Source organism: Pseudomonas sp. IPO3778 (assembly GCF_013386825.1).
In the GTDB taxonomy this organism is placed as follows: domain Bacteria; phylum Pseudomonadota; class Gammaproteobacteria; order Pseudomonadales; family Pseudomonadaceae; genus Aquipseudomonas.
This window is the reverse complement of record NZ_JACARC010000043.1, coordinates 34,813-48,371: the sequence shown is the minus strand read 5'-3', so window position 1 is coordinate 48,371 and position 13,559 is coordinate 34,813. Positions and strand designations below refer to the sequence as shown.

10 protein-coding genes and 2 tRNA genes are annotated in these 13,559 nt (G+C 57.4%); 11 read left to right on the top strand and 1 reads right to left on the bottom strand.

Annotation, left to right across the window (positions count from 1 at the left end):
* The first annotated feature begins 3 nt into the window (after positions 1 to 3).
* The 11 genes from secG (at position 4) to HX855_RS23145 (ending at position 10,299) form a co-directional block, all read left to right on the top strand.
* Entirely contained in the window at positions 4 to 387 is a 384-nt protein-coding gene (gene secG, locus HX855_RS23195) for a preprotein translocase subunit SecG (protein WP_177089532.1), read from the top strand.
* A gap of 21 nt (positions 388 to 408) precedes the next feature.
* Positions 409 to 494, top strand: a tRNA-Leu gene (locus tag HX855_RS23190).
* A gap of 96 nt (positions 495 to 590) precedes the next feature.
* Positions 591 to 667: transfer RNA gene (locus HX855_RS23185), tRNA-Met, on the top strand.
* Between the two features lie 140 nt (positions 668 to 807).
* Positions 808 to 1,266: a ribosome maturation factor RimP gene (gene rimP / locus HX855_RS23180; RefSeq protein WP_032865935.1), complete on the top strand. Its 459-nt coding sequence runs from the start codon at positions 808 to 810 to the stop codon at positions 1,264 to 1,266.
* 47 nt (positions 1,267 to 1,313) lie between these two features.
* Entirely contained in the window at positions 1,314 to 2,795 is a 1,482-nt protein-coding gene (gene nusA / locus HX855_RS23175; RefSeq protein ID WP_003212187.1) for a transcription termination factor NusA, read from the top strand.
* A 27-nt stretch (positions 2,796 to 2,822) separates the two neighbouring features.
* On the top strand, positions 2,823 to 5,345 hold the full coding sequence (infB, locus tag HX855_RS23170; protein WP_003212186.1) for a translation initiation factor IF-2: 2,523 nt from the start codon (positions 2,823 to 2,825) through the stop codon (positions 5,343 to 5,345).
* A 159-nt stretch (positions 5,346 to 5,504) separates the two neighbouring features.
* Positions 5,505 to 5,906 (top strand): 30S ribosome-binding factor RbfA, encoded by a 402-nt coding sequence (gene rbfA / locus HX855_RS23165; RefSeq protein WP_088423539.1) that lies wholly within the window; start codon positions 5,505 to 5,507, stop codon positions 5,904 to 5,906.
* Between the two features lie 3 nt (positions 5,907 to 5,909).
* The gene (gene truB, locus HX855_RS23160) at positions 5,910 to 6,827 is read left to right on the top strand and encodes a tRNA pseudouridine(55) synthase TruB (protein ID WP_177089466.1); all 918 of its coding nucleotides are present in this window, start codon (positions 5,910 to 5,912) and stop codon (positions 6,825 to 6,827) included.
* Positions 6,828 to 7,087: 260 nt separating this feature from the next.
* Positions 7,088 to 7,357 carry a 30S ribosomal protein S15 gene (gene rpsO / locus HX855_RS23155; RefSeq protein WP_003177875.1) on the top strand — a complete coding sequence of 90 codons (270 nt, stop codon included), beginning with the start codon at positions 7,088 to 7,090 and terminating at the stop codon, positions 7,355 to 7,357.
* Between the two features lie 194 nt (positions 7,358 to 7,551).
* Positions 7,552 to 9,657 (top strand): polyribonucleotide nucleotidyltransferase, encoded by a 2,106-nt coding sequence (gene pnp / locus HX855_RS23150; protein WP_177089465.1) that lies wholly within the window; start codon positions 7,552 to 7,554, stop codon positions 9,655 to 9,657.
* 294 nt (positions 9,658 to 9,951) lie between these two features.
* Positions 9,952 to 10,299 (top strand): BON domain-containing protein, encoded by a 348-nt coding sequence (locus HX855_RS23145; protein ID WP_177089464.1) that lies wholly within the window; start codon positions 9,952 to 9,954, stop codon positions 10,297 to 10,299.
* Positions 10,300 to 10,570: 271 nt separating this feature from the next.
* On the opposite strand, the gene HX855_RS23140 is transcribed toward HX855_RS23145, so the two are convergent.
* Positions 10,571 to 13,501 carry a DUF748 domain-containing protein gene (locus HX855_RS23140; RefSeq protein WP_177089463.1) on the bottom strand — a complete coding sequence of 977 codons (2,931 nt, stop codon included), beginning with the start codon at positions 13,499 to 13,501 and terminating at the stop codon, positions 10,571 to 10,573.
* Between the last annotated feature and the right edge of the window lie 58 nt (positions 13,502 to 13,559).

Genomic DNA, 13,559 nt, shown 5'->3' with positions numbered 1-13,559 from the left:
AAAATGCTGGAAACAGTCATCGTTGTTTTTCATCTGCTGGGTGCACTGGGCGTAGTTGCTCTGGTTTTGCTGCAGCAGGGTAAAGGTGCGGACGCTGGTGCGTCTTTCGGGGCAGGTGCTTCAAATACTGTGTTCGGAAGCCAAGGTTCCTCTACCTTTCTTAGTAAGTTTACTGCTATACTTGCCGCCGGTTTCTTCATAACCAGCTTGGGGTTAGGTTACTTTGCTAAAGAGAAAGCTCATGCGCTGACTCAAGTAGGTCTCCCAAATCCAGCAGTGTTGGAAGTACCAAAAGCAAAACCGGCTTCTGATGATGTCCCGGTGCTTCAAGAGCAAAAGTCGGCTACTCCAGCGACTGACGTGCCTCCAGCTCAAGAGCAGAAGTAAGAAGGTTGTAAACGCTGTATTGCCGAGGTGGTGGAATTGGTAGACACGCAACCTTGAGGTGGTTGTGCCCATAGGGTGTAGGGGTTCGAGTCCCCTTCTCGGTACCAATTATCAGGAGAGCCCGCTGTTGCGGGCTTTCTTGTAGGTGGAAGGTTACATTGACCCTGTAAGGGATCGGTCGTATACTTCCGCCCCAGCTTTGTCGCGGGGTGGAGCAGTCTGGTAGCTCGTCGGGCTCATAACCCGAAGGTCGTCGGTTCAAATCCGGCCCCCGCAACCAGTTTTAGCGGAGCCCCTTTTAAGGGGCTTTTTGTTAGCTGGACACTTTCAACGCCGCTGTTCGACGGCGTTTCAAGGATGGGCGTTTCGCCCATTTTTTTATTTTGCACAGCATGCACATACATGCACGAGGGGGTTCAGGTGTCGAGCAAGCTAGAAGAGTTGCAGGCCTTGTTGGCCCCGGTGGTCGTGGCCCTAGGCTATGAATGCTGGGGTATTGAGTTTTCGGCTCAAGGTCGCCACTCAATGTTGCGCGTTTATATCGATAAAGAGGGCGGCGTGCTGGTGGACGATTGTGCCATTGTCAGCCGTCAGATCAGCGGTGTCCTGGATGTTGAAGATCCGATCGCTGTTGAATATACCCTCGAAGTTTCCTCGCCTGGCATGGAACGCCCACTGTTCACTATTGATCAGTTTGCAAAATTTGCCGGTGAACAAGTGAAGATCAAGCTGCGTTCTCCCTTTGAAGGGCGACGCAACTTTCAGGGCCTTCTGCGCGGTGTAGAAGAGCAGGACGTCGTGGTGCAGGTAGAAGACCATGAGTTCCTGTTGCCGATCGATATGATCGACAAGGCCAACATTATTCCCAGTTTTGACTGAGACGCGGATCCCGCGGATCCAATGGCTTGCGAAAGGCGAGGCGTACGATGAGCAAAGAAGTACTGCTGGTTGTTGAGTCGGTATCCAATGAAAAGGGCGTACCGGCAAACGTGATTTTTGAAGCGCTGGAGCTGGCTTTGGCCACTGCTACCAAGAAGCGTTTTGAAGACGAAGTTGATCTGCGTGTGGAAATCAACCGCCACACCGGTGCCTACGAGACTTTCCGTCGCTGGACGGTCGTCGAAGAAGCCGATCTTGATGATCCGGCCATCGAAACCTGGCCAAGCAAGGTTGCTGAAACGCACCCGGGCGCCCAGGTCGGTGATGTCGTAGAAGAAAAGATCGAATCCATCGAGTTCGGCCGCATCGCTGCACAGACTGCCAAGCAAGTCATCGTGCAGAAGGTCCGCGAAGCCGAGCGCGCTCAAGTCGTTGACGCCTATCGCGAGCGCCTGGGGGAAATCATCTCCGGCACCGTGAAAAAAGTCACCCGCGACAACGTGATCGTCGACCTGGGTAACAACGCTGAGGCGTTGCTGGCCCGTGAAGACATCATTTCCCGCGAAACTTTCCGGGTCGGCGTGCGTTTGCGTGCGCTGCTCAAGGAAATCCGCACCGAGAACCGCGGCCCTCAGTTGATCCTGTCGCGTACCGCGCCGGAAATGCTGATCGAGCTGTTCCGTATTGAGGTGCCGGAAATTGCCGAAGGCCTGATCGAAGTCATGGCTGCGTCCCGCGACCCGGGTTCGCGCGCCAAGATCGCGGTCCGCTCCAAGGACAAACGTATTGACCCGCAAGGTGCTTGCATTGGTATGCGCGGTTCGCGTGTCCAGGCCGTATCGGGCGAATTGGGCGGTGAGCGTGTGGACATCGTCCTGTGGGACGATAACCCTGCGCAGTTTGTGATCAACGCCATGTCGCCTGCTGAAGTGGCGGCAATTATCGTTGACGAGGATGCCCATGCAATGGACATCGCCGTTGGCGCAGACAATCTGGCTCAGGCCATCGGTCGCGGTGGTCAGAACGTACGTTTGGCCAGCCAGTTGACCGGCTGGACCCTGAACGTGATGACCGAATCGGACATCCAGGCTAAGCAGCAAGCAGAAACCGGTGACATCCTGCGCAACTTCATCGACGAGCTGGAAGTCGACGAAGACCTGGCGCAGGTGCTGGTAGATGAAGGCTTCACCAGCCTGGAAGAGATTGCCTACGTACCGTTGGAAGAAATGCTCAACATCGACGGCTTTGACGAAGACACCGTCAACGAGCTTCGCGCTCGGGCCAAGGATCGTTTGTTGACTAAAGCCATCGCTACTGAGGAAAAGCTGGCAGACGCCCATCCGGCCGAAGACCTGCTCTCGCTTGAGGGTATGGACAAGGATTTGGCGATGGAACTGGCGGTGCGCGGCGTAATTACCCGCGAAGACCTGGCCGAGCAGTCTATTGACGACCTGCTCGACATCGACGGCATTGACGATGATCGTGCCGGCAAGTTGATCATGGCCGCCCGAGCCCATTGGTTCGAGTAATTAGGCGCGGCCTGAGGAGAGAAGTGCATGACGCAAGTCACGGTGAAACAACTGGCCGATGAGGTCAAAACACCGGTAGAGCGCCTGTTGCAGCAGATGCGTGAGGCAGGTCTGCCGCACACCGCCGCCGATGAAGGTGTGAGCGATAGTGAGAAGCAGTCTTTGCTGACTCACTTGAAGAGCAGCCACAAGGCGAAAGTGGAAGAACCGCGCAAGATTACATTGCAGCGCAAAACCACCAGCACCCTGCGTGTTGCTGGTAGCAAGAGCATCAGCGTTGAAGTACGCAAGAAGAAAGTCTTCGTACAGCGCAGCCCGGAAGAAATCGAAGCCGAGCGCAAACGCGAACTGGAAGAACGTCGCGCAGTAGAAAATGCTGCTCGTCAGAAGGCTGAAGAAGAAGCCAAGCGTCGCGCCGAAGAAGAAGCGCGTCGCCAGCCTGCTGCTGCGCAACCTGCTAACACTGAGGCAGTTGCTGCGCCTAGCGCGCCTGTAGAAGCTGTTCGTGAGGCCGCTCCGGTTGCCGCCGCGCCTGCTCCTGCAGCCGACGCTCGCAAACGCGAAGAGCCTCGTCGCCCGGACAAACCGCGTGCCGACGATAACAATCGTCGTGGCAGTGGCGATGGCGAGCGCAAAAACGCTCCACATCGTGCGTCGGTCAAAGAGAAGGCGCCAGCGCCACGCGTTGCTCCACGTACTACCGACGAAGAAAGCGACAGCTTCCGTCGCGGTGGTCGCGGCAAGGCCAAGCTGAAGAAGCGCAACGCTCACGGTTTCCAGAGCCCAACCGGCCCTGTCGTGCGTGATGTGCAGATTGGCGAGACCATCACTGTTGGCGATCTCGCCAATCAGATGTCGGTCAAGGCTGCTGAAATCATCAAGTTCATGTTCAAACTGGGTACTCCAGCCACCATCAACCAGGTACTGGATCAGGAAACTGCCCAACTGGTTGCTGAAGAGCTGGGCCACAAAGTGACCCTGGTCAGCGACACCGCCCTGGAAGATTCCCTGGCCGAGTCCCTGAAGTTTGAAGGCGAGACCTTCTCCCGTGCGCCAGTCGTGACCGTAATGGGCCACGTTGACCATGGTAAGACCTCGCTGCTCGACTATATCCGTCGTGCCAAGGTAGCTGCAGGCGAAGCCGGCGGCATCACCCAGCACATCGGTGCATACCACGTTGAAACCGAACGCGGCATGGTCACCTTCCTCGATACCCCTGGTCACGCCGCGTTTACCGCGATGCGTGCCCGTGGTGCCAAGGCGACCGACATCGTGATCCTGGTAGTTGCAGCGGACGACGGCGTCATGCCGCAGACCATTGAAGCTGTCCAGCACGCTAAAGCCGCTGGTGTTCCACTGGTAGTAGCCGTGAACAAAATCGACAAGCCGGGCGCCGATCTCGATCGCATCCGTAGCGAACTGTCGGTTCACGGCGTGACTTCCGAAGAGTGGGGCGGTGATACGCCGTTCGTTTCGGTCTCGGCGAAAGTCGGTACCGGCGTAGACGAACTGCTCGAAGCCGTTCTGCTGCAAGCCGAAGTTCTGGAACTGAAAGCAACCCCATCGGCCCCGGGTCGTGGTGTTGTGGTTGAATCGCGTCTCGACAAAGGTCGTGGCCCGGTTGCAACCGTTCTGGTTCAAGACGGTACCCTGCGCCAAGGCGACATGGTGCTGGTCGGTTCGAACTACGGCCGTGTACGTGCCATGCTCGACGAGAACGGCAAGCCAATCAAGGAAGCCGGTCCTTCCATCCCTGTCGAGATCCTCGGCCTGGACGGTACCCCGGACGCTGGCGACGAGATGAGCGTGCTGTCGGACGAGAAGAAAGCCCGTGAAGTGGCTCTGTTCCGTCAAGGCAAGTTCCGTGAAGTCAAGCTGGCCCGTGCTCACGCCGGCAAGCTGGAAAACATCTTCGAGAACATGGGCCAGGCAGAGAAGAAGACGCTCAACATCGTCCTCAAATCTGACGTTCGTGGTTCCCTCGAAGCGTTGAACGGCGCCTTGAACGGCCTGGGTAACGACGAAGTGCAAGTGCGTGTTGTCGGTGGCGGTGTGGGTGGTATCACCGAATCCGACGCCAACCTGGCACTGGCTTCCAACGCTGTACTGTTCGGCTTCAACGTGCGTGCCGATGCTGGCGCACGGAAGATCGTCGAGCAGGAAGGCCTGGACATGCGTTACTACAACGTCATCTACGACATCATCGAAGACGTCAAGAAAGCCCTCACCGGCATGCTTGGCAGCGACGTCCGGGAGAACATCCTGGGTGTGGCCGAGGTGCGTGACGTGTTCCGCTCGCCGAAATTCGGCGCGATCGCCGGTTGCATGGTTATCGAAGGTGTTGTGCACCGTAACCGTCCAATCCGTGTACTGCGTGAAGACATCGTTATCTTCGAAGGCGAGCTGGAATCCCTGCGCCGCTTCAAGGATGACGCTTCCGAAGTACGTGCCGGCATGGAATGCGGTATTGGCGTCAAGAGCTACAACGACGTCAAGGCTGGCGACAAGATCGAAGTCTACGAGAAGGTCCAGGTTGCTCGCAGCCTCTAACTCGCGCACTTCAAGGGCCACGCGGCGCCCAGGCATGCAAATGCCGGGCGCAGCGTCCGGACTCTAAACGCAACGCCCGGTCTGGCTTTTGTCAGGCCGGGCGTTTGCCGCTTTCAGACCCCACGGGTTTCACCGTGTGGCAGTAACAGGTAACAAGACATGGCAAAAGAATACAGCCGTACCCAACGTATCGGCGATCAGATGCAGCGTGAGCTGGCACAGCTGATCCGTCGTGAAGTAAAAGATCCACGTGTTGGCCTGGTCACCATCACCGCCGTTGAAGTCAGCCGTGACGTTGGTCACGCCAAGATCTTCATCACCGTGATGGGGCAGGACAGCAGCGAAGAAATCGCGCAAAGCATCAAGGTGCTCAACTCGGCTGCAGGCTTCCTGCGCATGCAGTTGGCCCGTGAAATGAAGCTGCGCAGCGTTCCTCAGTTGCACTTCCACTACGACGAAAGCGTCGTGCGTGGCGCGCATCTGTCGGCACTGATCGAGCGGGCCGTGGCTGAAGACAATCAGCACCCGGAATCCGCCACGCCTGAAGACGCCAAGGAGTAATCGGTGGCTCAGGTCAAACGTATCCGTCGTAACGTCAGCGGCATCATTCTGCTCGACAAACCCATTGGCTTTACCTCCAATGCGGCGTTGCAGAAGGTCCGCTGGCTGCTCAATGCCGAGAAGGCAGGGCACACCGGCAGCCTTGATCCCTTGGCCACCGGCGTGTTGCCGCTGTGCTTCGGTGAGGCCACCAAGTTTTCGCAATACCTGCTCGATTCCGACAAGGGTTACGAAACCCTGATGCAACTGGGCAAGACCACCACCACGGCCGACGCCGAAGGTGATGTGTTGCAGGTTCGCGATGTGACCGTTGGTCGTGCTGATATCGAAGCTGCTTTACCTGCTTTTCGTGGGCAAATCAGTCAGATACCGCCGATGTACTCGGCTCTCAAGCGTGATGGCCAGCCTCTTTACAAGCTGGCACGTGCAGGTGAAGTGGTGGAGCGCGAACCGCGTTCTGTTACTATTGCCCGCCTGGAATTGCTCGCCGCCGAAGGCGACACTGCCCGGTTGGCGGTGGACTGCAGCAAAGGCACTTATATCCGTACCCTCGTGGAAGATATCGGTGAGCAACTAGGCTGTGGCGCATACGTTGCAGAACTGCGACGCACCCAGGCCGGCCCTTTCACCCTGGCCCAGACGGTCACGCTGGAAGAGCTGGAAGCGGTACATGCCGAAGGCGGCAACGAAGCGGTTGATCGCTTCCTGATGCCATCGGACAGCGGTTTGCTGGATTGGCCATTGCTGCACTTCTCGGAGCACAGCGCGTTCTACTGGCTTAACGGCCAGCCGGTACGTGCACCGGATGCCCCGAAGTTCGGCATGGTGCGGGTACAAGATCACAACGGTCGCTTTATCGGTATCGGTGAAGTGAGCGAAGACGGGCGCATCGCGCCGCGTCGACTGATTCGGTCAGAATGACCGGAACCAGTTTGTGGTAAAAGCGTAGCGAGCGAAGGTAAGACAAGGAAAAAACAGGCGAGGAAGCGGAGTTAACTGCTGTTAATGAGCATTCCGAGCCTGTTTTTGACGCAGGATTACCGAGCGCAGTCGCTTTTACGCAAACTGGAACGAGGGTGGCTGTTAGCAGGCATGGTCACTACTCATTTTTAGATACAGGGATTTGTCCCTGGCCTGTTGAAACCGTCCTTTGGATGGTTTCCTGAAAAAAGGATTGCCTCATGGCTCTCGACGTTCAAGAAAAAGCTCAAATCGTAGCTGACTACCAGCAAGCTGTTGGTGACACTGGTTCGCCAGAAGTGCAAGTTGCACTGCTGACCCACAACATCAACAAGCTGCAAGGTCACTTCAAGGCCAACGGTAAAGATCACCACTCCCGTCGTGGTCTGATCCGCATGGTAAACCAGCGTCGTAAGCTGCTGGACTACCTGAAAGGCAAGGATCTGGGTCGTTATCAGACTCTGATCGGTCGCCTGGGTCTGCGTCGCTAATAAGCGATTGCGCTAGAGGTTGGTTGGCTGTCGTGTGTCAGTGGGTTTCCCGCTGGCCCATGGCAGGCTTCCAGCCTCAAGTTTTATCTGGATACACGTTTTACCCTGGACAGGCGTTGGGCCGATTCCCGACATTGCCCAAGAATTTCGCAAGAAGACAAGTTCCCCAAGAGCCACAAAGAAGGTAGGACACCGTGAACCCGGTTATCAAAAAATTTCAGTTCGGTCAGTCGACCGTTACCCTCGAGACAGGCCGTATCGCCCGTCAAGCCTCCGGCGCAGTGCTGGTCACCGTTGACGACGACGTCACCGTACTGGTGACCGTTGTTGGCGCCAAGACCGCTGACCCAAGCAAAGGCTTCTTCCCTCTTTCCGTTCACTACCAGGAAAAGACTTACGCTGCCGGTAAGATCCCTGGCGGTTTCTTCAAGCGCGAAGGCCGTCCTTCCGAGAAAGAAACCCTGACTTCCCGACTGATCGACCGTCCGATCCGTCCGCTGTTCCCAGAAGGCTTCATGAACGAAGTGCAGGTTGTCTGCACCGTCGTTTCCACCAGCAAGAAGACCGATCCGGACATCGCTGCGATGATCGGCACCTCGGCTGCCCTGGCCATCTCCGGTATTCCTTTCGATGGCCCGATCGGCGCTGCCCGTGTTGCGTTCCACGAAAGCACCGGCTACCTGCTGAACCCGACTTACGAACAACAGAAAGCATCGAGCCTGGACATGGTCGTTGCCGGTACTTCGGAAGCCGTGTTGATGGTTGAATCGGAAGCCAAAGAGCTGACCGAAGACCAGATGCTGGGCGCTGTACTGTTTGCTCACGACGAGTTCCAGGTTGTGATCAACGCGGTTAAAGAACTGGCCGCTGAAGCTGCCAAGCCAACCTGGACCTGGGCTCCTGCGCCTGAAGCGACCGCACTGCTGGGCGCTATCCGCTCCGAGTTCGGTGCAGCTATCTCCGACGCCTACACCATCACCATCAAGGCCGACCGTTACGCTCGCCTGGGTGAGTTGAAGGACCAGGTTGTTGCCAAGCTGTCCGGTGAAGAAGGCCAGCCTTCTTCCAGTGAAGTCAAAGCAGCCTTCGGCGAAATCGAATACCGCACCGTTCGCGAAAACATCGTTAACGGCAAGCCGCGTATCGACGGTCGCGACACTCGCACCGTACGTCCGCTGAACATCGAAGTTGGCGTTCTGCCGAAGACCCACGGTTCGGCCCTGTTCACCCGTGGTGAAACCCAGGCCCTGGTGGTTGCAACACTGGGCACCGCCCGTGACGCGCAGCTGCTGGACACCCTGGAAGGCGAGAAAAAAGACCCGTTCATGCTGCACTACAACTTCCCTCCGTTCTCGGTAGGTGAGTGTGGTCGCATGGGTGGCGCTGGTCGTCGCGAAATCGGTCACGGCCGTCTGGCCCGTCGTTCGATTGCAGCCATGCTGCCTGCCGCCGACGTGTTCCCGTACACCATTCGTGTTGTGTCGGAAATCACCGAGTCCAACGGTTCCAGCTCCATGGCTTCGGTCTGTGGTGCTTCCCTGGCTCTGATGGACGCCGGTGTTCCGATGAAGGCACCGGTTGCCGGTATCGCCATGGGTCTGGTTAAAGAAGGCGAGAAGTTCGCCATCCTGACCGACATCCTGGGTGACGAAGACCACCTGGGCGACATGGACTTCAAAGTAGCCGGTACCGCCAAAGGTGTTACCGCGCTGCAGATGGACATCAAGATCAAGGGCATCACCGAAGAAATCATGGAAATCGCTCTGGGCCAAGCCCTGGAAGCGCGCCTGAACATCCTCGGTCAGATGAACCAGATCATTGGTCAGTCCCGCACCGAACTGTCGGAAAATGCTCCGACCATGATCGCGATGAAAATCGACACCGACAAAATCCGTGATGTTATCGGTAAAGGCGGCGCGACCATTCGTGCGATCTGTGAAGAGACCAAGGCTTCGATCGATATCGAAGACGACGGCTCGATCAAGATCTTCGGCGAAACCAAGGAAGCGGCTGAGGCTGCACGTCAGCGCGTTCTGGGCATCACCGCTGAAGCCGAGATCGGCAAGATCTACGTCGGTAAGGTTGAGCGCATCGTCGACTTCGGCGCATTCGTCAACATCCTGCCAGGCAAGGACGGTCTGGTTCACATCTCTATGCTGAGCGACGCTCGCGTTGAGAAAGTGACCGACATCCTGAAAGAAGGCCAGGAAGTGGAAGTGCTGGTACTGGACGTGGACAACCGCGGCCGTATCAAGCTGTCCATCAAGGACGTAGCAGCAGCCAAGGCTTCGGGCGTTTAATCACCCCGTCGCTGTAAGCTGAAAAAGGACTCTTCGGAGTCCTTTTTTTATGCCTGCAGGAAAGTGTCGCGAAATCAGGCGTTTAGCCATACCTAAAAACCGCAACTTGCATGCAGGCACGATCGCCTTCATGCAAGTTGCACGATTTCGAAAATTGGGTATTTTTGTAAGTTTCTGTTTTATAAGGTTTTTATCTGATGTAAAAACTTGGCACAGCGCCTGCAATAGTACTGGTAGCCCTGCAGCTTTAACGTTTACACGCTGCAGACTTTTGATAAAACAGGAGTTACTCGTATGAAAAAGTTCGCTATCGCTGCTGCAACTGCCACCGCTCTGACCCTGACCATGGCCAACGTGGCCTTCGCTCAAACTTCCCAGGCGCCTATGGTTGTAGCGGCCGGTGAAGTGACTAAAGCCAAGGAAGCGACCTCCGATACCTGGATCACCACCAAAGTGAAAAGTGACCTGGTGACCGAGAAAGGCATTCCTGGCACCGACATCAAAGTCGAAACCAACAAAGGTGTAGTGTCCCTGTCGTCGACCGTAGCTGTGACTGACGCTCAGAAAGCGACTGCTGTTGCCATCACCAAGAAAATCAAAGGCGTTAAAGCTGTATCGGCCGACGGCCTGAAAGCAGAGTAACGCTTAACGAATCGCCTGAACTAGGCGGAGGCGGCCACGAGCGAGTTAGATATCCGCTCATTGCACCTCACAGGTTCATGCGACCGGCCACACGGATGTGGTCATTACAGGCCCCGGCACTTGTGCCGGGGCCTGTTCTATTGCGCAAGGGAACTGTAGGAGCGAGCTTGCTCGCGAAAAACCTCAGAACACCGCGTCAATTCAGAAAGTCCGCGTTATCGTTGACGTTCTTCGCGAGCAAGCTCGCTCCTACAGGGGGCCAGCGTTTGGGTTACTCGGCATCCAGATGCATCGGCGTTACCACTCGACCATCTTTCTCGGCTTCACCCAGGTTTGCATCGATAAAGTAAACCCGGTCGTCTTCCAGCTGCCCCTTGTCCACCAGGTAGTCCTTGATCGCGCTGGCGCGGTCCTGGCCCAGTTGGCGTAGCAACACGTCGCTACCGCTCCAGAACTTGATCACCCCGTCCCGCAGCTTGGCAGTGCGCTCATCGCTGCTCAGGTCTTTCCATTCGGGCGGCGGCTGCAGTTTCAGACGAGTACGGTAGATACCTTCCAGCAGCGGTGCCTTTTCCTTTTCCGGAACTTGAAGCAGTGATGCCTGAGCCGGGACTTTGTCGCCTCGGCGTTGGAGGATCTTGTAGTAGTTGTACTGGTATTCCCGTTCCAGCCGCTGTGCGGCCAACAGCGGACCGTCGCTGCTGGCGGCAGCGGTCCCTTCGATTTCCAGGCGCAGGGCAGGGCGTTCCTTGAGCGCCTTTGCCAGGCTGTCCAGCGCCGATTCAGCCTCTTTGCTCAGGTCGCTGGAGCCTGCGGCAAAAGACACATTGCCGAGGTCTTGCGCACCGCCACCGCTAATCAGCCCGCCAATAAACTTGAACGGCGCCGTGGCTGCGCGCACCACCAGGTTGCGCAGGGTCTGCCAGACAATCGGCATCACGCTGAACTGGGGGTTGTTCAAGTCGCCGGTGACCGGCAATTCGATGGAGATCTTGCCGTCGGAGTCTTTCAGCAGGGCAATCGCGAGACGAATCGGCAGGTCCACGGCATCGGCACTGTCGACTTTCTCACCCAGTTGCAGTTGCTCGACCACCACCTTGTTCTCGGCCTTCAACTGGCCCTTGGTGATGACGTAATGCAGGTCCAGGTTTAGCCGGCCCTTGCGGATGCGGAACCCGGCGAATTTGCCTGAGTAGGGCGTCAGGGTGGTCAGTTCGACACGTTTGAAGCTGGTGGCGATATCCAGCGCAGCCATCGGGTCAAACGGGTTCACGCTGCCCTTGATGGTGACCGGTGCATAACGGTCAACCTTGCCCTTGACGTCAACGCTCGCCGGTTTGGCCTGGCGACTGTCGATGGTGCCGATCTGCCCGTTGAGCTGTTGAATCGCTGTAGCGAAGTTCGGGGTCAGGCTGAAGTCGGCGAAGTTGGCCGAGCCGTCGTTGATCGCAATTTGACCAATACGAATGCCCAGAGGCTTCTCTTTGCTGGCCGATTTCGCTGCGGACTGACGGGCGCTGGTGGCTGGCTGGGGAATCAGCAGGTCATCGATGTTGGTGGTGCGGTCATCGTTGATCATGAAGCGCGCATAGGGTTGCAGCAGGTCGACTTTGTCGATCGACAAGCTGTCGCCATGTTGATAATTCACGCCTTCGAGTACCAGGCGCTGCCACTTGAGGAAGTCGCGATTCTTCATGGTATCGAGGGTATGCAACTGGTCGACCTGCGCCCGGCCAGTCACCTGGAATGCCAGCGGTTCGGTACTTTTCAGGTTCACGTCGAGGTTGCTGCCGAGCATGCCGCTACGCAGTTCCAGGCGGATAAACGGGCTGATGTAGGACTGGGCGACACGCAGGTCGATGTCCTTGGTATCCACTTTCAGCTTGGCGCTGACCGGGCTCAGGTTGACCTGGCCGGTGGCCTGGAGCTTGCCTTGTTTACCTACGCCGGTATCGAGCTTGAGGGTAAACGGGCTCTGGTTGAGGCTGTCGAAATCCTGCAGGTCCAGGTTCAGCGGGCCGACTTCCAGGGCGACTGTGGGTTTAGCCGAGCGGTCAGCCAGGTGCACTTGATAGTCGCGCAGTTGCACGTCTTTGAGCAGCACTTGCCAAGGCTTGCTCGGCGCTGCCGGCGCAGGTTTTGGTGAGTCGGCAGTGGCAGGGGCGGCAGCCGGTTCGGGCGCCGGTGCAGGCTTGCTCGGCTGGCTGGCGAACAGCTTCTGCCAATCCAGCTGGCCGTCGGCTTCAAGGGCTGCCCAGGTTTCGAGCTTGTTGCTGCGGATTTTTCCGACAATTACCTGCTGCTTGGCCAGGTCGACCGAAGTGTCGCTGACGTCCAGGCGCTCCAGGCGGGCCAAGGGCCGGCCATCCGGCGCTTTGATCGCAAACGGCGCGACACTCAGGGCGACGTTGGTCAGGTTCAGCTCGGTCTCTTTGGCCAGGCTCAGCTTGTAGTCGGTGCTGAAGTTGAGGACGCCGTCTTCCAGCACCAGCGGTAACGCGTCACGCACATACGGCCACCAGACTTTCATCTTGCCGTCGGTAACCTTGAGTTTGCCCTCGGAGGCGATCGGGATGAGGCTGAAGTTGCCGGTCCAGTCGATCTGCCCGCCTTCCGGGCCAGCCGCTACCAGCGTCATATCAGCATTGTCATCGGGCAATGTGCTGAGGTTTTTCAGCTCGAAATCCAGTTTGTCGTAGAGAAACTCGATCGGTTCGCTTGGGCGCAAATCCTGGAAGTGCACATAGCCGCCCGCCAGCTTGATGCTATCGATGCGCAGCGGGAAGGGTTTGGCGTTCGGATCGGTTGGCGTCGGTTCGCTGGCCGGCACTTTGAACAATTGCGCCAGGTTGAGCTGGCCGGACTTGTCGAACAGCAGTTCGGTTTTCGGCTTGTCGAGTTGGACGTCAGCCAGGTGCAGGGCACGTGTCCACAGGCTGTCGATTTGCAGGTTGGCATAGAGGCGTTCAAAGCCCACTTGCTCCTTGCCGGGCTCTCCGATATTCAGGCCCCACACTGTCAGTTCGAGGCTGAACGGGTTGAGCTCGATACGCTCGATGCGTGCCGGCACGGTGGCGTAATTGGCCAACTGTTGGTTGGCCACGCGAAGGGCAATGCCGGGGAGAATAAGGAAACCCAGCAAGCTATACAGGGCAAGGGCGGTCAGCAAGGCGCCAGCGGCGCGAATCAATCCTTTGGGCATATGTGACGCCATCTATGTCAATCAAGAGTGCCTTGGAGTATGGCACGGGTTTGCGGTT

Excerpts from the sequence above, each read along its gene's own strand:
- HX855_RS23145 (WP_177089464.1), top strand. The coding sequence starts at position 9,952 with ATGAAAAAGTTCGCTATCGCTGCTGCAACTGCCACCGCTCTGACCCTG.
- rbfA (WP_088423539.1), top strand. The coding sequence starts at position 5,505 with ATGGCAAAAGAATACAGCCGTACCCAACGTATCGGCGATCAGATGCAG.
- secG (WP_177089532.1), top strand. The coding sequence starts at position 4 with ATGCTGGAAACAGTCATCGTTGTTTTTCATCTGCTGGGTGCACTGGGC.
- rpsO (WP_003177875.1), top strand. The coding sequence starts at position 7,088 with ATGGCTCTCGACGTTCAAGAAAAAGCTCAAATCGTAGCTGACTACCAG.
- nusA (WP_003212187.1), top strand. The coding sequence starts at position 1,314 with ATGAGCAAAGAAGTACTGCTGGTTGTTGAGTCGGTATCCAATGAAAAG.
- HX855_RS23140 (WP_177089463.1), bottom strand. The coding sequence starts at position 13,501 with ATGCCCAAAGGATTGATTCGCGCCGCTGGCGCCTTGCTGACCGCCCTT.
- infB (WP_003212186.1), top strand. The coding sequence starts at position 2,823 with ATGACGCAAGTCACGGTGAAACAACTGGCCGATGAGGTCAAAACACCG.